Consider the following 18,422-nt stretch of genomic DNA (forward strand, 5'->3'; position numbering starts at 1 on the left):
GCGGCATGCCGCGGCAGGACTAAAGGCGAGCGACGCTCCCCCTGCCCTGTCCGCGTGCCGGCGCATCAACGCCGCCGCGCCCCGGCGCGGCGACCACCCTGTCAGCGCGACCGCGCTGCCGGGAGCCACCGGCGCCCGGACAAGAACCGCACCCTTGCAACCGGGCGGGCCTCGCGCGGGCGGCGTGCGCGCGCCAGCACGTGCGCCAGCCGCCGCCCGTGCCTCCCGCCCGGGCAAGTGTGCCACGCGGGAAACAACACCTCGCGCGCCCTGGTGTCGCCGAAGGCGTGCGCCAGCGCGCGCACCGCACCCGCGTTCCGCTACCAGCACCTGCCGGCCGCCGATCCGCAGGATCGGCCGCGTCCGCGATCAAAACCCGAAGGCCCGAGACGGCCCAGCCGACTCGGCGCCGTGCAGCGGCGTGCGAGCGCAGTCACGCCAAAGGCTGAGACGCCCTCGCACACCCGCATTAAAACTCAGGTGTTGCCTGTTCGCCGACAGGGGCTGGGAGTCACCAAGTGGCCCCATTTGACCCGAACGAGGCTCTTTTCCCGACCAGCCACCCGGTTCAGACTTGCCCCGGAGCGCTCCACCAATCCCCAAAACGATGCAAGGTGATAGCAATGCAGATCCAACCCGACCCACCAGATCACATTCTCCGGATCAAGACCGTGCTCGCACGCACCGGCCTGACCCGCTCCACCCTCTACCGAAAGATGGAAGCCGGCACATTCCCGAAGAACATCCGAATTAGCACCCGCTGCATGGGCTGGCGGGAATCCGCTATCGCTGAGTGGCTTGCCAGCCTCCCATCGGATGAGCCCGGCCTACACTCGTGAGGTGTTCTTCTCAGACGCATTCACCGCGACTGCTAATGGGCCGTAAGCCGCCAGGCAGCTTTTAGGCCGGGAAATGCGAAAGCGGACAGTAGGCTTGGGGACGCTGACTCGTGCTATCGGGTATTGCGTCTCTGCCTTTCCTGGAACGATGATCAGCGCCAACAGCTTAGCTCTCCTTCCCTGCCAGCAATGCCGCGACGCTCGTTCCGGTCATGAACATGGACCGGCAGCGCGCGCGCCTTGTCATCGCGGCAGGCGCAGCGATGCAGTTGGCTTAGGGGGAAGCGTATGCATCTCGATTATGTTTTAGAAATTTCCGCATGCGCCTTCGCCGTGACGCTGTTGTCTGGCTGCGGCGGTCCGTCAGCTGAAGTGACCGGCGCCCGCCGGGCGGCCGTCGAGAGATGGGTAACAGCCGATCATGGCTATCGCACCCCGCTCAAGTTCGATAGCGTCTGGTATTCGCAAGGGTTCGCGGATCAGCATATGGTGTGCGGCCAGTTCGATTCCCCCCCAGAGTTCGGTGGTAACCCTCGCTATATCCGCTTCATCTACGACTTCCAGACCGGAGTGAAGCAGGTCGAGATGCACCGGCTATGGGCAACGGGGTCTGGCGTGTCGCAGGCGATCATAGACCAGAACCGCAAGCTGTTCGACGACCTTTGGAAGGGCCAATGCGCCGGTTTCCACCCCTGAGTGCAAAGGCTGAACGGCCTAATCATAGCGGAGGGCGACAGGCTTTCGCCTGCCGCCCGATTGTCGGGCCTTCTTGGTCTGACCGCTGCCCCTGGCTGCAGGTGCGTGGGCGTTCAGGGGTAGGCGGCCCTCCGAGCAGGATCGTGCGTCACAAAGTCACTTGTGTGCGTTCTTGGTTTTGGAACCTGTCCGCGCTATGTTCTGACCAGGAGGAGCTGATGCGAGTTAATACTGACGAATCGATCAAGCTCGGGGAGCGGATCCACGGTCGCTTTGGGAGCTGGGAAGCCGCACGCAAGGCCTCCAGGCTCCGCAATGGCGTCTATCTGGTTCCTGCCGAAAGCGAGAAGCAGGAGCGGAAGAGGCAGACTGCCGCGACTGCGTAGCCGTTGTGACGTTCAGCTACACACTGGTTTTAGCCCTGCTGCTTCTTTTTCCAGGGCTCTGCGCATTCGTTGGGATACGAGCTGGAGAGCGAACCGACTTCCTCGCGCCGCGGCCCGAGAAACCAAACTCCACGAACACGCTGTTCATTGTCGTAGCTGGCACCATTGCTGGCCATATTCTTGGTGCCGGCATCTTCGCCGCTCAAGCCGCCTGGTGTCAAAATACAGGTCTGTGTGTCGCGACTGCCTATGATCCGAACGTGTATCGTGTGCTGCTTGCCAGCCAGCACCCGGCCCGCGACCTGACAGACGGTGCAATAGAATGGTGGATCTTCTTCCTCGGAGCCCTTGGCGCGGCCACAGGCTGGCTATTCAGCCGAGCAGCTCAGTCCGCAGCCTTCAAGGGCACGTTCGACCCGATTGATTTCGGCTGGCTTAACCCAGCGGTTCAAGCGGTGAAGGCCGGCAACTCTGTGGTGGTTGCCTACGTGGTGAGCAAGACCAGCCACAACGGAACCAGCATAGCATATGAGGGGATCGTTGATCGACTTGCCTTAGACGATGACCAGAAGGTCGCCATGGTCGTGTTGAGCCGAGTCGACCGGTTTACCGTTCGAATAGAGGAGGATGGCAGTATCAAGCGTCATGAGGGGGGTGGAGCCCCGATCGCGCAGATGCAGTTCGCCGCATCAGAGATCGCGAACATAGCGTTCGAAGTGTTGACCGAACCGACTGTTTAAGAGGCACGTTGTGGTTTGAACGGCTATTATCACGGTTGCAACCAACAGACGCACGGGTCGCGCTGAGGTCGGCCCAATCAATGACAAAAACTGGGACGAATCTGCCATCCGCGCAAGTCTCGCCAAAAGGCGGGATCAACCGAGAGCTGCCGTTCTCGAGTGTCGCGAAAAGGAAGATATTGTGGTAATGGTCAAGCGTTCCTGAGATCGCATCGAGGCGTCTTCAGAGAGCCTGCTCGCCAAGTTCGAGGTGCGAGATACTCGCCGCCAGTGCGTCGATGAAGACCCGCACCTTTGCGGAGAGGCTGCGATGGCTGGGGTAGACGGCGTGGATTACGCTGTGCTCGCGCGCGATGGTCGGCCGCAGTCTGACGAGCCGACCATCCGCCACGAGAGAGCGGGCGAGAAAGTCGGGCAAGGGTGCGATCCCGGCACCGGCCAGCACCACGGGAAGCAGCGCTGCAGCGTCGGAGATCGCGATCGCGGGTGCCAACTCGATACGGCCGGCATCGCCGGATGGGACGTCCACGTACACGATCGTCCGATCATGATAGCCGATCAAGCGGTGGTCCGACAGGTCGGCGGCACGAAGGGGCGTACCGCGCGCCGCAATATAGTCAGGACTGGCGCACAGCCATGTCTCCGATACCAGCAGCCGACGCACGATCAGGTCGCTGTCGGCCATTGGCCCCACACGGATCATCAGGTCGACGGGATCAGCCGGCATGTCTATGAATCGGTTCTCGACAGCCAGCACGACCCGGACCTGCGGATAACGCGCCATGAACGCCGGCAGCATCGGTGCGACCAGCGCCGTCGCGATCGTAAACGGCAGACTGATCGTGAGCGAACCGGCAGGGACGGCACCAAGGCCATCGAGCGCAGCGCCCGCCTCGTCGACATCGGCCAGGATACGCAGGGCGTGCGGGCGGAAATGCGCGCCGGCGTCGGTCAGCCGCAAGTGCCGCGTCGAGCGATCGACCAGGAGCACCCCGACATCCCGCTCCAGTCTGGCAAGCGCTCGGCTGACCCCCGACTTCGGCAAGCCGAGGGCGCGGGCCGCAGCCGACACGCTCATCAGGTCGGTAATGCGTGCGAAGGCGCGTAGGTCTGACAATTCCATGGTCGTTTCACTTTTCGCAACACCCTGTCGCGATCGGTCGGCCTAATCACAACGAAGCGCAACAGCTATCTGCGATCGCATCACACAACAGGAGGTGCGAAGCGATGGACGATGGGCAGACCCAGCCGATGGTGGCCGTCGCAGGGGCCGCAGGTGACCTTGGGTTTCGGATCGTCACGGCGCTGACCGCGAAGGGTGCGTCTGTGCGGGCGCTGGTGCGGCGTCCGTTCGATACGCTGATCCTGAACCAGGTCGAGCAGGTCACGGTCGATTTCGATGACGCGGCGGCGCTGACCGGCGCCGTCACCGGCGCGGTGTCGGTAGTCTCGGCGCTGAACGGCACGGCGCCGGTGATCCTGGGAGTCCAAGGGCGGCTCCTTGATGCCGCCGTCGCGGCGCGGACGCCGCATTTCATTTCGTCCGACTTCAGCCTGGATTATCGGGCGACGCGCCCGGGCGATAACCGCAACATGGACCTGCGTCGCACCTTCGCAGCGCGAGTCGACGCCGCCCCGATTCGTGCCACGTCGATCCTGAACGGGCCGTTCGCGGATCTGCTGGAAGGCGAAGCGCCGATCGTCCTGCACAAGCTACGCCGCGTCCTCTATTGGGGGAACGCCGACCAGCTGTTCGACTTCACGACCAAGGACGACGTGGCGGCGTTCACCGCGGACGCAGCGATGGACCCAGCGGCACCTCGCTATCTGCGGATCGCCGGCGACCAGATCAGCCCGCGTGGCCTTGCCGCGCTGCTGACCGGAATGGATGGCCGGCCGTGGAAGCTGCTGCGTGCCGGTGGCATCGGGCGCCTGAGCGCGATCATCGCGGTGGTGCGGGCGCTGACCCCAAATACCGACGCACCGTTCCCCGTGTGGCAAGGGATGCAATATCTCCGTGACATGTCGACCGGCCGCGGCAAGCTGCACGACCTCGACAATTCCCGCTACGGCAAGCGCCACTGGTCACGCGCCGCGGATGTCCTCGCCCCCACCCTTTGAGCCTCTGACCCTGCGGAAAGGACAAGCCTGCCATGACCGACGCCATCACCCCGTTTCCGATCCGGGTCGCAGATACCGAGCTAGCTGACCTCGCCGACCGGTTGGCCCGCACCCGCTGGCCCGATGCCGGCACCGTCACCGACGGCAGCCAGGGGCCGACACTTCCCGCGATCCGGTCCCTCGTGAAGCGCTGGCAGAACGAGTATGACTGGCGCATTGCCGAGGCGCTTATCAATGCCTCGGGAAGCAGCCGCACCGTCATCGACGGAATTGGTATCCACTTCCTCCATATCCGCTCGCCCGAGCCCGACGCGGTGCCGTTGCTGCTGGCCCATGGCTGGCCGGGATCGATCCTCGAGTTTCGCGAGATGGTCGCACCGCTGACCGATCCGGTGGCGCATGGCGGTGATGCGCGGCAGGCGTTCCACCTGGTCATCCCGTCGATGCCGGGGTTCGGCTTTTCGGACAAGCCTACCGAGCCTGGTTGGAACGTCGCCCGGGTCGCCGGCGCCTATGTCGAGCTGATGCGGCGGCTCGGATATGGCGCGCAATGGTTCGCGCAGGGCGGGGATTGGGGCGCGGCCGTCGTGTCGGCGCTGGCGCATATGCGCGCGCCCGGGCTTTCCGGCATCCACCTCAACATGGTCCTGTTCCGGCCGACCGATCAGGAAGTGGCGGAGGCGTCTCTGGAAGAGCAGGCGATGCTGGCTGCCATGGCACGGTACGAGGCCGAGCAATCCGGCTACATGAAGCTCCAAAACACCCGGCCGCAATCGGTCGGCTTCGCACTGGCGGACTCGCCGGTTGGGCTCGCAGCCTGGACCTATGCCCTTTTCCAGGACGTGAGTGATAGCGGCGGAGAGCCGAAGCGGGTGATCCCGCTCGACCATATAATCGACGACATCATGCTCTACTGGCTGCCCAATGCCGGAGCGAGTTCGGCGCGCTTCTATTGGGACAATGCACGGACGCAGGGCGGCATGCCCGGCGGTCCGGTTCCGCTGCCGGCGGGCGTCAGCATGTTCCCCGGCGAGGCGCTGCGCCTCTCGCGTCGCTGGGCGGAGAAGAGGTTCGCCGACCTGCGGCACTACAACCAGCCCGAGCGCGGCGGCCACTTCGCTGCGATGGAAAATCCCGCGGCGCTGGTCGATGATATCCGGGCGACCTTCGCATCGAAAAGATAGCGTCGTTCCTAATTGGGAACCTCATGCGGGCAGAAGGAGACTGTCCAGGCCCGCACTTGGAAAGCAGGTTTGGCTCCTTGAGTCCTGTTCTCGATTTTTTTCCCGAAATGGCGCGTCGGAGATGGAAGAACAGGATTGTCGCAACTCCCACCGCGGGCCGATTTCGGGCAGCGGGCGGAGTCGCTTGAATAGTGATGCCTGTGCTTCATATCCGGCAATTGGCGTCGCTCGATCGGCGGCTTCTGTCAAATCCGGACTTTCGGACCGATACACGTGAATGGCAATATCTGGTCCAGACCGTGTGAAAACGCGGCAGATGTGGTAGTATGATCCGACAGTTTGGAGGGTCGCATGGGTCGCTTCATTGCCGGCGCGGATCGCACGCAGACGACGCTGTTTCCGCTATGCATGGACGATTGGATCGACGAGGAGAATCCCGTTCGGGCGGTCGACGTGTTCGTCGATGCACTGGACCTTGGGGATCTTGGATTTGAGGGGGTCGCACCGGCATCGACCGGACGCCCGTCGTATCATCCGTCGGTGATGCTGAAGCTCTACATCTATGGCTATCTGAACCGGGTCCAGTCGAGCCGTCGCCTGGAGCGCGAGGCCGGTCGCAACATCGAGCTGATGTGGCTGGTGGGGCGCCTCGCGCCCGATCACAAGACGATCGCGGACTTCCGGCGCGACAACGGCGCGGCGATCAAACGGGTCTGTAGCCGCTTCGTCCTGCTGTGCCGGGAGATGGGCCTGCTCGCTGGCCGAAGCGTCGCCATCGACGGCAGCAAATTCAAAGCGGTCAACAATCGCGACCGCAACTTCACCAAGGCTAAGCTCCAGCGCCGACGGCAACAGATCGAGGAAAGCGTCGCGCGGTACCTCTCCCAGCTCGACACGGCCGACCTTCAGGAGCCGACCGAGGGGATGGCCGCCAAGACGGAGCGGCTCAAGGAAAAAATAGCCAGGCTCGGTGACGAGATGCGGCGTCTGGACGCGTTGGAAACGCAGATGCTGTCTTCACCGGATCAGCAGATATCGCTGACCGATCCCGACGCACGATCAATGTCGTCGAGTGGGCGCGGGACAGGCGTGGTCGGCTACAATGTTCAGGTGGCGGTCGACACAGACCACCATATCATCGTCACGCACGAGGTGACGAACGTCGGAACCGATCGGGCGCAACTCAGCGGCATGGCAACCAAGGCCAAGGCGGTTCTTGGCGTAGAGCAACTCGATGTGGTCGCCGATCGCGGCTATTTCTCCAGCGAACAGATTCTCGCCAGCGAACAGGCCGGCGTCACCGTAACACTGCCAAAGCCGTTGACCTCGCAAGCCAAGGCGGCGGGACGGTATGGCAAGCAGGACTTCGTCTATATCCCCGATCAGGACACGTATCGCTGCCCAGCCGGCGAGACGCTGACATATCGCTACACCAACGTGGAAGCGGGTCTGACGGTAAGCCGATACTGGACAAGTGCCTGCCCAAGATGCCCCCTCAAGGCGCGTTGCACACCGGCCCCGGAACGCAGGGTCACGCGTTGGGAACATGAGCACATCCTCGAAGCCATGCAGCAGCGCTTGGACGCAAACCCCAACGCAATGCGGGTACGGCGCCAGACCGTCGAACACCCCTTCGGCACGTTGAAGGCGCGAATGGGTGCATCGCACTTCCTCATGAAAACCAAGCGGCACGTCTCAACCGAGATGGCGCTCCATGTTCTCGCTTATAACCTGACCCGCGCGCTCAGCATCCTCGGGACCCGGAAGATTCTAACCGCCATTGCCACCTGAGCGCGCGTCGCGCGACGGGCTTGCGCGTCTTTGCATACATGCCTTCGATAACCGTCCGCCGTTTTCACACGGTCTGGGTCGATAGCTGCCAGCCGTTCGTGGGACAAAACTCCCGGTCGCTGCCGCCGCCAAGAACGACCGGTATCGCTGAAACCGGCCATCCTTGTCGCCGAGAAACGGTTGCGACGAAGACTGAAGTTAAGCAGCGATCCCGGAAGAAACAAATGCGCTCAGGCGCGGGCCAGGGCCTGCGAGATGGTCCAGAGCCGGTCGGCGTTGTCGCCGTCCAACGCATAGGCCGCAAAGCCACCTGAGAAGTCCGTGGGGCGGCAGGTCACCAAAGGCGCTTCGTTGCAGTCCTCGAAGTAGCGCCCACCGCTGCCCTCAAGGAGCGGCGAGGCTGCGAGGAGGACGCTCGTCGCTGCGCCCTGCTCCAGCGTTTTGCGTCGATCGACAGGCGTCCGGAGCCCGCCGGTGTGGCGCTGCAGGCCGGTCGCTATCGCGCCGGGGTTGAGGGCGTTAGAGACGATCCCGCGATCGGCCCAGTGCCGCGTGATGGCTACGGACAGCAGCGCTGTGGCCGACTTTGACTGCCCGTAGGCGCCGATCGGAGTGTAGGGCACGAAGTCGAAGTTGAGGTCGTCGAAGATCACCGGCGAAAAGAGATGCCCGCTCGAGCTGATCGACACGACGCGGGCACCCCCGGCCGAAGCCAGTGCATCGCGCAAGCCCCACGTCAGCGCGAAGTGGCCAAGGTAGTTGGTCGCGAACTGGAGCTCGAAACCCTGCGGCGACAGCTGCCGCTCGGGCAGAGCCATGATGCCGGCATTGTTGATCAGCACGTGGAGCGAACCGGACCAACCTTCCACGAACGCGCGAACGGAGCGAAGGTCGGCAAGGTCGAGCGGACGCACTTCGATCGCAGCGCCGGGCACCTGCCCGCGAAGCTCTTCCACCACGGTAACGGCAGCTTCCGGCCGCCGCACCGCCAGGGTGACATGCGCTCCGGCGAGTAGAAGCGCGCGGGTGGTCTCGAGACCGATGCCGGCCGCGCCTCCCGTTACGATTATCCGCTTTCCGGCGAGGTCGATGCCGCGGAGCACGTCCGCGGCTGTGGATTGGAAGCCGAAGGGTGTCGATAGCCGGTCCATGGAACTCTCGAAGCATCTCGGTTGGTGGGAGCGGCTGAGGCGCGTCAGAAGCGATCCAGCTGAGCGAGCAGGCTATTGGTCAAGCGAGCTGCCGAACCTGCGTCCCGAACGGATTGTCGATGATGTAGCGCCAGTAGCCGTCCTCGCCGCGTCGGGCGATGTCGTTGGACGTCGCGACCATGTGGAAATCCTGCCCCTCCGGCGTCTTGCCGACGATGTTCCAGTCCAACACCAGCGAGGCGATCGTGTCAGCCACGAACACGTGGCGGGCGATGATCGCCATTGGCAGCCGCACGCTGTAGTATTTGAGCAGTTCTGCTCGGATGGCGGGGATGCCCCGCTGCGGCTCGCCGTTGGCGCTCACCAGGATCGCGTCCGGTTCGTAAAAGCCGCACATGATGTCAACGTCCATCGAGTTGAAGTGCTGGAGGAGTGATGGGACTATGCCTTCGGGCGTGCGGGAAAGCTCTGGCTTGGAGGTCATATTCGTAAGTCCTTGTGAAGCGTATTGAAGACCAGCGGGTCGCAAGAGGCCGGGAGCTTAGGGATGCGCCCTCACCGGCAGTCGGAAGGGCGCACCAAGGCGATTGAAGGCGTTCATGGCGGCGATCGCGATCGTGAGATCGACTAGATCCTTCGGCGCGAATGCCTCTGAAGCCGCTGCATAGGACTCATCCGAGGCATGGGTCTCGCTAACCCGCGTCACCTCTTCGGCCCAGGCCAGCGCAGCCCGGTATTGCTCGGGGAATAGCTGCGGCACCTCGGCCCAAACCGGCACAAGCGCGACCTTGTCTACGGGCATCGTCCTCAGGAGGTCGCGCGTGTGCAGATCGATGCAGTGGGCGCAGCCGTTGATCTGGGAGACGCGCAGGAAGACGAGGTGGATCAACTCACTGGGCAGGTCTGTGCTCGTCGTGACATAGTGGTGGACGCCTGCGAGCGCCTTCGCCCCCGCCGGCGTGATCTCGTGCCAGACCAGTCGCTTGTTTTCTTCCATGATCAATCCTTCAACGTGCGCCAGCCTTCTGGCTGTGCCGGATTGACGAACCGAGACGGCGGGGTGTGACATCCCCGCGCGAATTTTTTCCGGTCACAAAGACGGCGGAGGGCGCCCACCGCGTCGCGGCCTGTCAGAAAAGACCCAAGGCTTCCTGGACATGGCGTAGTTTATCTGGGTTGCGGACGATGTAGATCGCGGTGATCCGTCCCTCGCGAAGCTCCAGCGCCGTTGTCTGAAGCACCTCGCCGCGCTCGATGCTGACATAGCCGGGAAGTCCGTCGACCATTATTGGACGGATGAAGCGTGGCAAGTCGACGTGCTTGCGCTTCAGCCCCTCGAAAAGCCTTAGTGCGCGCTCCAGACCCCGCACGACGTTGCGGAAGGCCAACACCTTGCCGCCTCCGTCGGCGTGGATCGCGACATCCTCGGTGAGGAGCGCAGACAGCGCCTTCGCATCTCCGCTAGCTGCAGCTGCGAAAAAGGCGCGTGAGATCTCTTCAGCCTCCTTGGGTTGCAGGGCGAAGCGTGGCCCGGCGGACTGGACGTGCCGGCGCGCCCGGGATGCAAGCTGACGCACGGCAGCCGGTTCCCGCCCTAGCGCCGCCGCGATCTCGGGAAGCGGAGTATCGAAGACGTCGTGTAGCAGAAAGGCCGCGCGTTCAAGCGGCGAGAGCCGCTCCATCGCCAGCATCAGCGTGAGCGTCACGTCATCGGCCAGAGCCTCGTCCCGCTCGGTCGTCCCGACGAGCGGATCAGGGAGCCAGGCGCCAACGTAGGTTTCGCGGCGAGCGCGTGCCGACTTGAGCTGGTCAAGGCACAGACGCGTCACGATCCGAGTGAGATAGGCCGCCGGACTATCGACGCCGCCAGGGACGTCGCACCAGCGCAGCCACGCCTCCTGGACTATATCCTCGGCCTCGCTCACCGAGCCGAGCATTCGGTAGGCCAGCCGCAGCAGGCGCGCCCGTTCGGCCTTGAAGTCCGAGAGGCGCAATGCAGAGCCATCCTCTGGTTTCGCAGTCATGCGATCGCCCTCCGGCCGTTCACCCGCGCGTCACACGACGCCCATCCTGCAAGTGCCGCCGTCAGGATAGCCGGGAGCGGCACCGCCGGAAAGTTCCGCCCGATCGCGCCTGGGCCGCAATTCCCGACCGCCACTTCCCGCAGCTGGGACATCGCGTGGCCACGAAGCCATAGCGCGGCAGTGCTCCACAAGGCGGTTGGCACGGGTTGCCGCAGGACGCCGATCAGCAGGACCGCCCCAACCAGCAAGAAGATCAGTCCGTCGTCGTGGACGAAGTGCTGGTTGAACGCGCCCGTCGAGGCGTCGCCCGGGACAGCAAAATACCAGTACATCGGATCGCGCAGCATGAAGGTGCCGTTGACCACCCCGACGAGCCCGAGTGCGGTCGTTACCCCCAGGATGATGGATCGCGTGTTGATCATGCTGCGGCCTTCGCGGGTTGCGCTTCGAGCCAAACCTCGAACCGGGTCGGCATCAGGCGGGCATCGTCACCGGGGACCAGCGTTGTATCGTCGGCTGGCGCTCCGAAGTAGCCGGCGCCCTCGTCGGGCACGATGCCGCGAGGATCGTCCTGCGCCCCCAGCCAAGTCCCGACGAACTCGGAGAGCGGAGCGCGGTCCGGCCCGGCGATCTCGATGATGCCATTCACCGGCTGTGAGGTGACGGCATTCGCGAGTGCGAGTGCAACGTCAGCCGACGCCATGGGCTGGAACACGAAGGTCGGCAGATACGCCACGCCGTCCTGCGTGTGACCGTCCGCAATCGTGCGCAGGAACTCAAAGAATTGGGTCGCTCGGACGATCGTGAAGGGAACGCCGCTGTCCACGAAGGCCTGCTCCTGGGCGAGCTTGCCGCGAAAGTAGCCGGAGTTCTGCAGCCGGTCGGTGCCGACGATCGAGAGGACCAGCAGATGGCTCACGCCGGCCTTCCGAGCGGCGGCGGCGATGTTCCCCGCGGACGAACGAAAGAAATCGATGACGGTATCGTCTTCGAACGACTTGGGGTTAGTGACGTCCACAACCACCTGCGCTCCGGTGAACGCGGCGAGGAGCCCGGCTCCGGTCATGCTGTCGACGCCATTGCTTGAAGACGCGGCGACCGCGTCATGGCCCAGACCGGCGAGCTTGGCGACGAGTTGACAGCCGACGAGGCCGGAACCGCCGAGGATAACAATTTTCATGTCCACGTCTTCTGCATGTGCTGAGCGCATGACGAGGCAGCCGGAAGCGGTGTGACATGAGCGATCATTTTTTCGCCCGTGCTAGTGGTGCTTGAGGCAACGGTGGGAACGGCAGGTCGCAGCGTTTGCCGCCGTTCCCCGGGGCTGGCGAGGAACGGCTTCATTTGGTCGACTCCTGCCACTTCAGCCAGCAGCCACCCCTACGCACCATTCAGTCTGCGTCCGCTTTCGGAAGGCCCGGTTAGCCGGCTGAAAGACTAAAAGTGGGCGCGCAGCTGCCTAGCACCCTTCGCTCGCCGGCTTGGCCGTTCACACTACTGATGAGATCGACGGCCGGCCGCCACCCTGCGCGCGCGGAACAACCCGGATACGCCGCGGGGAAGTGCGTTAAGATCGAGCCCTTAATGAGGTTCTCGCCACCTCCGAGATCCCCCACTCCTGGCGGGGGTGGCAAACTATAAAGCGACCCAGGCGCGCCGACGGGTAACGTCCGAGCGCATCTTCGCTATTCGATCGGAATCACGGCCTTCTCACACGCAAGCGCAGGCGTAGAGCCGCAACCCCTGCGGCGAGAGCCCGCGGGTGATCAGAGGTCCTTACGGGATTGCCAATCCCCACCGTCGTACGTGAAGGCAACCTTGCTGGCTTCGAGGAACGACGTGCCGCCCCACGCAATCACTTGAAGGCTGAAACGGTCATGGCTGGCTACTTCAAGCCAATTGAAGCTCTGCGGCTCCGCATTTCGTAGCCTGGTCGAGGTAGCGGTCCCTGCCTGGACGATGATCGCGGAGCCCGCCTTCTCAGCCATCTTCCGCGCGGATTCGGCATAGGTCCTGTGGAAATGCCCCGCGAGGGCTATGTGCACCCCAGCCTCGCACGCGCCCTTGACTGCCTCATCATGTCGACCGACCGCTTCGCTTAGTTCGCCGCCAGCGCCGATCGGCATCGAGAAGAGCGGGTGGTGGGTGACCAGGATCTTCGTCTTGCTTGAGCTGACCGTCGCGAAGCGTCCTCTCATCAAGGCGATCTGCTCGCGATTAACCCGACCGTCTTTGATCGTAAGCGAACGGGCGGTGTTGATCCCGAGGACGCTGATCTCGTCATTCTCAAACCACGGGCAAAGATCGTTTGAGATGAAGCGCTTGTACCGCTGAAGCGGTGCCGCAAACCGCCGAACGACGTCATAGAGGGGCACATCATGGTTTCCGGGTACCACCAACAGGTTGTGGCCGGCTGCGCGAAGGCGATTCACATAAGCGGCGGCCTGACGAAACTGGCTGACGCGCGCACGCTGCGTGAGGTCTCCGCTTATGATCACCAGGTCAGGCTGGCGGGCCTGCAGCCAAGCCTCGGTCGCGGCTACAATCTTGGGGTCGTTGGCTCCGAAGTGGATATCCGAAAGATGTGCAATAGCTGCCATCGCCGCTCAACGGCGATATGGCATAGGGGTTTCACGTCGTCCGACGGAGGGCTACCCATGACCGCTTTTAGGGAGCGCTACGGAACCTCTGAGCGGCAGGAAGTGGGCGCGCAGCAGCCGCGTGCCGTCCGAGGGTTTTATGCAACTCTCTGAACGGCTGCCTCATTGATGTTCTGCTTCGGCAGCAGGAACCCGTGGACATGATCCGCCCATTCCTGCAGCATGCGCCTTCGAGGCGAGAGGTACAGCGCGCTGTTGTACGCGCGGCGGACGTCGTCACGGTCGGCATGGGCGAGCGCCATCTCGATCCAGTCCGCTCTATAGCACTCGGCTTCATTCGCCCACGTGGAGGCCAGACCTCGGAAGCCATGGACGGTCTGTCGTCCGCGATAGCCCATGCGGTAGCAGCCGTAGATCATGGTGTTCTGGGAAATGGGCTGCCCAAGCTTGTCGCCGCCAAAGACGTAGGCGCCAGATGAATAGCTCTGAACGTCTTCAAGCAGCGACACGACCTGACGCGAAAGGGGCACGATGTGTTCGCGCTCCATCTTCATCCGCTGCGCTGGCACGCGCCAAATCGGCTCCGATCCATCGAGCCCCTCGAACTCGTCCCATCGGGCTAGCCGCGTCTCGTTGGTACGTGCCCAGGTCAGCAGCGTGAACAGCAACGCCGCACGGGTGACGGCACGCCGCCGAGGGTTCTCCTCGCCATCGTAGCTATCGATCGCCTGCAACAGTGCCGGCAGCTCCTGCAATCCCACTCGTGCCATGTGCCGCACGCGCGGCTTAGGCTTCAACAGGTCGGAGAGATAGGCCGCCGGATCCTGATCAGCCCAGCCCTGCGGGATGGCGAAGCGATAGATCTGGCTGACATGCTGCTTGATCCGCCGGCTGACGTCGAGTGCGCCACGCGCTTCCACGGTCCGGACCATGGCCAGCACGTCGGCGCTGGTGATAGACCGAAGCGGCCGATCGCCGATCACCGGAAAGGCATCCCGCTCGAGCCGCGTCATCAGCCGCCTGGCATGGCCTTCGTCGAGATTGCTCTCCCGGTTCTCATGCCAGGCGCGGGCCGCCTGCTCGAAGGTCTTGCCAACCGGCGACTTGTTGCTGGCGCCGGGGTCTCTGCCCTGCCCCAGCGCCACCCTCGCCTCGGCGCGGCGCAGCCGCGCCTCTGCAAGGCTGAGATCGGGATAGCGCCCGAAGGAGAGCAGTTTCTCCTTGCCGTCGAAGCGGTACTTCATCCGCCAGAGCTTCGAGCCATTGGGTCGGACGAGCAGGTAGAGGCCTTCGCCGTCGGCGAGTTTGTAGTCCTTCTGCCGCTTGGTCGCGTAGCGGACTTCGAGTTCCTTGAGCGCCATCTGGGGGTACTCCGCTGGGGGTTGCGGCGATTACCCCAGAAAATACCCCCAAAAGCAAATCGACGTCCTGGCGTTCGATGGAGTCCGAAGGAACCATCTGAGACGTCGCGACTCGGGCGTAAGCCATGGAAAACAGGCATAAAAAAACCGCCTCAGGAGTTCCTGAAGCGGTTTGGTACGTGTGAGTTTGGTTGCGGGGGCAGGATTTGAACCTGCGGCCTTCAGGTTATGAGCCTGACGAGCTACCGGGCTGCTCCACCCCGCGCCAATGCTGGTGCCCTTGGTAGGGCGAACGGGGGACATGTGAATGGGTTTTCCGTGTTTCCTGGGTCCAGACGCGACACCGGCTTCAATGCCTGGCGGCGACCTACTCTTCCATTGCTTGAGCAATAGTACCATCGGCGCTGTCTGGTTTCACGGCCGAGTTCGGGATGGGATCGGGTGGGTCACAGACGCTATGGCCACCAAGCAATGAAGCAGGTGTGGCGTTTGGGGAAACATGGGGTTTTCAAATCGTGCACTGTCAAAGGCTGGAATGTTCATCCACCCGGATCCAGACAACCCAGGGTTGTCGATGGGGGTGTGAAACTCTCAAGCGCGAAAAGAGCAATTAGTATCGGTTAGCTCCACGCGTTACCGCGCTTCCACATCCGATCTATCAAGGTCGTGGTCTTCGACCGCTCTATGAAATCTTATCTCGAGGGAGGCTTCCCGCTTAGATGCTTTCAGCGGTTATCCCGTCCATACATAGCTACCCAGCTGCGCTCTTGGCAGAACGACTGGTACACCAGAGGTATGTTCAACCCGGTCCTCTCGTACTAGGGTCAACTCCTCTCAAATTTCGACGCCCACGGCAGATAGGGACCAAACTGTCTCGCGACGTTCTGAACCCAGCTCACGTACCACTTTAATTGGCGAACAGCCAAACCCTTGGGACCTGCTCCAGCCCCAGGATGTGATGAGCCGACATCGAGGTGCCAAACAACCCCGTCGATATGAGCTCTTGGGGGTTATCAGCCTGTTATCCCCGGCGTACCTTTTATCCGTTGAGCGATGGCCCTTCCACGAGGGACCACCGGATCACTATGACCGACTTTCGTCTCTGCTCGACTTGTCAGTCTCGCAGTCAGGCTGGCTTATGCCATTGCACTCTAACAGCCGGTTTCCAACCGGCCTGAGCCAACCTTCGCGCGCCTCCGTTACTCTTTAGGAGGCGACCGCCCCAGTCAAACTACCCGCCACAGAGGGTCCCTGTACCGGATGACGGTACGAGGTTAGACAGTAAAGAACAACAGGGTGGTATTTCACTTGGTGGCTCCACATCAGCTGGCGCCGATGCTTCAAAGCCTCCCACCTATTCTACACAGTTGTTCTCCACTGCCACTCTGAAGCTGCAGTAAAGGTGCACGGGGTCTTTCCGTCTAACCGCGGGTACTCCGCATCTTCACGGAGAATTCAATTTCGCTGAGCATGTCCTGGAGACAGTGGGGAAGTCGTTACGCCATTCGTGCAGGTCGGAACTTACCCGACAAGGAATTTCGCTACCTTAGGACCGTTATAGTTACGGCCGCCGTTTACCTGGGCTTCATTTCGGAGCTTGCACTCCTCCACTTAACCTTCAGGCACCGGGCAGGCGTCAGGCCCTATACGTCGTCTTGAAGCCGACTTAGCAGAGCCCTGTGTTTTTGCTAAACAGTCGCTACCCCCTGGCCTGTGCCCCCTACAAGAGCTTGCGCCTATGTAGGGCCTCCTTCTTCCGAAGGTACGGAGGCAATTTGCCGAGTTCCTTCAGGACACTTCTCTCAAGCGCCTTGGTATACTCTACCTGACCACCTGTGTCGGTTTCGGGTACGGTCTATACGGTGGGGCTATTTCCCGGGACTGCTTCGAAGCCAGCTCAATCCGTTAAGAGCTGACAACACACGCAATCCGTCACACACCACCAGGCCCACGAATATTAACGTGGTTCCCATCGACTACCCCCTTCGGGCTCGTCTTAGGGGCCGGCTCACCCTGCGCGGATTAGCCTTGCGCAGGAACCCTTGGTCTTTCGGCGAGAGGGCATCTCACCCTCTTTATCGCTACTCATGTCTGCATTCGCACTTCCGATACCTCCATGGTCGGTTACCCTTCCACTTCACAGGCTTACGGAACGCTCCGCTACCGCGTGATCGTAAACGATCACACCCTAAGCTTCGGTGCACGTCTTGAGCCCCGTTACATCTTCGCCGCAGGAACCCTTATTTAGACCAGTGAGCTGTTACGCTTTCTTTAAAGGATGGCTGCTTCTAAGCCAACCTCCTGGTTGTTTTGGGATTCCCACATGCTTTCCCACTTAGACGTGACTTGGGGACCTTAGCTGTAGGTCAGGGCTGTTTCCCTTTTGACGACGGACCTTAGCACCCGCCGTCTGTCTCCCGGATATCACTCCTAGGTATTCGGAGTTTGGTTAGAGTTGGTAGATCTCGCGACCCCCGCATCCATCCAGTGCTCTACCCCCTAGGGTGTTCATCCGAGGCACTACCTCAATAGTTTTCGCGGAGAACCAGCTATTTCCCGGCTTGATTGGCCTTTCACCCCTAAGCACAACTCATCCGGTAACTTTTCAACGTTAATCGGTTCGGACCTCCAGTGCGTGTTACCGCACCTTCATCCTGGTCATGCATAGATCGCCGGGTTTCGGGTCTAATGCATCAAACTAAGTCGCCCTATTCAGACTCGCTTTCGCTGCGCCTACACCTATCGGCTTAAGCTTGCTTGATACATTAAGTCACAGACCCATTATGCAAGAGGTACGCGGTCAGGGCATAAAGCCCCTCCCACTGCTTGTAGGCATTCGGTTTCAGGTACTGTTTCACTCCCCTCATCGGGGTGCTTTTCACCTTTCCCTCACGGTACTAGTTCGCTATCGGTCATGTACGAGTATTTAGGCTTGGAGGGTGGTCCCCCCATGTTCAGACAGAATTTCACGTGTTCCGCCCTACTCGAGTCCTGATACATCACTTTCGCATACGGGGCTGTCACCCGCTATGGCCAACCTTTCCAGGTTGTTCTGCTAGTTGAATATCAGGCACTGGCCTGGTCCGCGTTCGCTCGCCACTACTAACGGAATCTCGGTTGATGTCTTTTCCTCCGGGTACTGAGATGTTTCAGTTCGCCGGGTTCGCTTCACCAAAGCTATGTATTCACTTCGGTGATACCTTGCCCCAATTAACTCGGTCGTTGATTGCTCAACCACTGAATTAATTGGTGAAGGTGGGTTTCCCCATTCGGAAATCGTCGGGTCAAAGCTTGCTCACAGCTCACCGACGCTTATCGCAGCGTGCCACGTCCTTCATCGCCTGTACATGCCAAGGCATCCACCAAATGCCCTTACCTCACGCTTGAGAGTCCACACCACCAACGACAACGCTGGGCGCTTGCCTTACGGCAAACACCAACTCGGCAGAGCAGCGTGCGCGGCATATCGGTGTGGATGAAAATCTCAGCCTTTAATTGGACAGCTGTCGATCCAGTCTCACGACTGAAA

Annotated in this window: 15 protein-coding genes, 1 tRNA gene and 2 rRNA genes; 6 read left to right on the plus strand and 12 right to left on the minus strand. The window is 62.0% G+C overall.

Annotated features, from left to right (window positions below; genetic code table 11):
- Positions 1-623 precede the first annotated feature (623 nt).
- The 3 genes from ACTJKY_RS21230 (at position 624) to ACTJKY_RS21240 (ending at position 2,661) form a co-directional block, all read left to right on the plus strand.
- A complete protein-coding gene (locus tag ACTJKY_RS21230) occupies positions 624-839 on the plus strand; it encodes a helix-turn-helix transcriptional regulator (RefSeq protein WP_440848068.1) in 216 nt (71 codons plus the stop codon).
- 288 nt (positions 840-1,127) lie between these two features.
- A complete protein-coding gene (locus tag ACTJKY_RS21235) occupies positions 1,128-1,535 on the plus strand; it encodes a hypothetical protein (RefSeq protein WP_440848069.1) in 408 nt (135 codons plus the stop codon).
- A 391-nt stretch (positions 1,536-1,926) separates the two neighbouring features.
- Positions 1,927-2,661 (plus strand): hypothetical protein, encoded by a 735-nt coding sequence (locus ACTJKY_RS21240; protein ID WP_440848070.1) that lies wholly within the window; start codon positions 1,927-1,929, stop codon positions 2,659-2,661.
- A gap of 223 nt (positions 2,662-2,884) precedes the next feature.
- Here the strand turns inward: ACTJKY_RS21240 and ACTJKY_RS21245 are convergent, their stop codons facing one another.
- Entirely contained in the window at positions 2,885-3,784 is a 900-nt protein-coding gene (locus ACTJKY_RS21245; RefSeq protein WP_440848071.1) for a LysR family transcriptional regulator, read from the minus strand.
- 104 nt (positions 3,785-3,888) lie between these two features.
- Between ACTJKY_RS21245 and ACTJKY_RS21250 the strand changes: the two genes are divergently transcribed.
- The 3 genes from ACTJKY_RS21250 to ACTJKY_RS21260 all read left to right on the plus strand — a co-directional run bounded on the left by ACTJKY_RS21250 (position 3,889) and on the right by ACTJKY_RS21260 (position 7,757).
- Positions 3,889-4,782: an NmrA family NAD(P)-binding protein gene (locus ACTJKY_RS21250; RefSeq protein WP_440848072.1), complete on the plus strand. Its 894-nt coding sequence runs from the start codon at positions 3,889-3,891 to the stop codon at positions 4,780-4,782.
- 32 nt (positions 4,783-4,814) lie between these two features.
- Positions 4,815-5,966: an epoxide hydrolase family protein gene (locus ACTJKY_RS21255; RefSeq protein WP_440848073.1), complete on the plus strand. Its 1,152-nt coding sequence runs from the start codon at positions 4,815-4,817 to the stop codon at positions 5,964-5,966.
- 351 nt (positions 5,967-6,317) lie between these two features.
- On the plus strand, positions 6,318-7,757 hold the full coding sequence (locus ACTJKY_RS21260) for an IS1182 family transposase (RefSeq protein ID WP_440848074.1): 1,440 nt from the start codon (positions 6,318-6,320) through the stop codon (positions 7,755-7,757).
- 230 nt (positions 7,758-7,987) lie between these two features.
- On the opposite strand, the gene ACTJKY_RS21265 is transcribed toward ACTJKY_RS21260, so the two are convergent.
- The 11 genes from ACTJKY_RS21265 to ACTJKY_RS21315 form a co-directional block, all read right to left on the minus strand.
- A complete protein-coding gene (locus ACTJKY_RS21265; protein WP_440848075.1) occupies positions 7,988-8,908 on the minus strand; it encodes an SDR family NAD(P)-dependent oxidoreductase in 921 nt (306 codons plus the stop codon).
- 79 nt (positions 8,909-8,987) lie between these two features.
- Positions 8,988-9,392 carry a YybH family protein gene (locus ACTJKY_RS21270; RefSeq protein WP_440848076.1) on the minus strand — a complete coding sequence of 135 codons (405 nt, stop codon included), beginning with the start codon at positions 9,390-9,392 and terminating at the stop codon, positions 8,988-8,990.
- A 57-nt stretch (positions 9,393-9,449) separates the two neighbouring features.
- Positions 9,450-9,905 carry a carboxymuconolactone decarboxylase family protein gene (locus tag ACTJKY_RS21275; protein ID WP_440848077.1) on the minus strand — a complete coding sequence of 152 codons (456 nt, stop codon included), beginning with the start codon at positions 9,903-9,905 and terminating at the stop codon, positions 9,450-9,452.
- Positions 9,906-10,038: 133 nt separating this feature from the next.
- Positions 10,039-10,932, minus strand: a complete 894-nt coding sequence (locus ACTJKY_RS21280; protein WP_440848078.1) for a sigma-70 family RNA polymerase sigma factor — start codon at positions 10,930-10,932, stop codon at positions 10,039-10,041.
- On the minus strand, positions 10,929-11,354 hold the full coding sequence (locus tag ACTJKY_RS21285) for a hypothetical protein (RefSeq protein WP_440848079.1): 426 nt from the start codon (positions 11,352-11,354) through the stop codon (positions 10,929-10,931). The genes ACTJKY_RS21280 and ACTJKY_RS21285 overlap by 4 nt, the downstream gene beginning before the upstream one ends.
- Complete coding sequence (locus ACTJKY_RS21290; RefSeq protein WP_440848080.1) at positions 11,351-12,112, minus strand: SDR family oxidoreductase; 762 nt, start codon at positions 12,110-12,112, stop codon at positions 11,351-11,353. The genes ACTJKY_RS21285 and ACTJKY_RS21290 overlap by 4 nt, the downstream gene beginning before the upstream one ends.
- A gap of 586 nt (positions 12,113-12,698) precedes the next feature.
- Entirely contained in the window at positions 12,699-13,532 is an 834-nt protein-coding gene (locus ACTJKY_RS21295) for a metallophosphoesterase family protein (RefSeq protein ID WP_440848081.1), read from the minus strand.
- A gap of 137 nt (positions 13,533-13,669) precedes the next feature.
- Positions 13,670-14,893: a tyrosine-type recombinase/integrase gene (locus tag ACTJKY_RS21300; protein WP_440848082.1), complete on the minus strand. Its 1,224-nt coding sequence runs from the start codon at positions 14,891-14,893 to the stop codon at positions 13,670-13,672.
- 188 nt (positions 14,894-15,081) lie between these two features.
- Positions 15,082-15,158: transfer RNA gene (locus tag ACTJKY_RS21305), tRNA-Met, on the minus strand.
- A gap of 89 nt (positions 15,159-15,247) precedes the next feature.
- Positions 15,248-15,362, minus strand: a 5S ribosomal RNA gene (gene rrf / locus ACTJKY_RS21310).
- Positions 15,363-15,483: 121 nt separating this feature from the next.
- Positions 15,484-18,279, minus strand: a 23S ribosomal RNA gene (locus tag ACTJKY_RS21315).
- Between the last annotated feature and the right edge of the window lie 143 nt (positions 18,280-18,422).

The sequence above is a fragment of the Sphingomonas sp. 22176 genome, from assembly GCF_052045505.1.
Taxonomy (GTDB): Bacteria; Pseudomonadota; Alphaproteobacteria; order Sphingomonadales; family Sphingomonadaceae; genus Sphingomonas.

Bases quoted from the DNA above. Each gene is read 5' to 3' on its own strand.
- ACTJKY_RS21255 (WP_440848073.1), top strand. From the start codon at position 4,815: ATGACCGACGCCATCACCCCGTTTCCGATCCGGGTCGCAGATACCGAG.
- ACTJKY_RS21230 (WP_440848068.1), top strand. From the start codon at position 624: ATGCAGATCCAACCCGACCCACCAGATCACATTCTCCGGATCAAGACC.
- ACTJKY_RS21280 (WP_440848078.1), bottom strand. From the start codon at position 10,932: ATGACTGCGAAACCAGAGGATGGCTCTGCATTGCGCCTCTCGGACTTC.
- ACTJKY_RS21235 (WP_440848069.1), top strand. From the start codon at position 1,128: ATGCATCTCGATTATGTTTTAGAAATTTCCGCATGCGCCTTCGCCGTG.
- ACTJKY_RS21285 (WP_440848079.1), bottom strand. From the start codon at position 11,354: ATGATCAACACGCGATCCATCATCCTGGGGGTAACGACCGCACTCGGG.
- ACTJKY_RS21260 (WP_440848074.1), top strand. From the start codon at position 6,318: ATGGGTCGCTTCATTGCCGGCGCGGATCGCACGCAGACGACGCTGTTT.
- ACTJKY_RS21290 (WP_440848080.1), bottom strand. From the start codon at position 12,112: ATGAAAATTGTTATCCTCGGCGGTTCCGGCCTCGTCGGCTGTCAACTC.
- ACTJKY_RS21245 (WP_440848071.1), bottom strand. From the start codon at position 3,784: ATGGAATTGTCAGACCTACGCGCCTTCGCACGCATTACCGACCTGATG.
- ACTJKY_RS21250 (WP_440848072.1), top strand. From the start codon at position 3,889: ATGGACGATGGGCAGACCCAGCCGATGGTGGCCGTCGCAGGGGCCGCA.
- ACTJKY_RS21295 (WP_440848081.1), bottom strand. From the start codon at position 13,532: ATGGCAGCTATTGCACATCTTTCGGATATCCACTTCGGAGCCAACGAC.
- ACTJKY_RS21270 (WP_440848076.1), bottom strand. From the start codon at position 9,392: ATGACCTCCAAGCCAGAGCTTTCCCGCACGCCCGAAGGCATAGTCCCA.
- ACTJKY_RS21275 (WP_440848077.1), bottom strand. From the start codon at position 9,905: ATGGAAGAAAACAAGCGACTGGTCTGGCACGAGATCACGCCGGCGGGG.
- ACTJKY_RS21300 (WP_440848082.1), bottom strand. From the start codon at position 14,893: ATGGCGCTCAAGGAACTCGAAGTCCGCTACGCGACCAAGCGGCAGAAG.
- ACTJKY_RS21265 (WP_440848075.1), bottom strand. From the start codon at position 8,908: ATGGACCGGCTATCGACACCCTTCGGCTTCCAATCCACAGCCGCGGAC.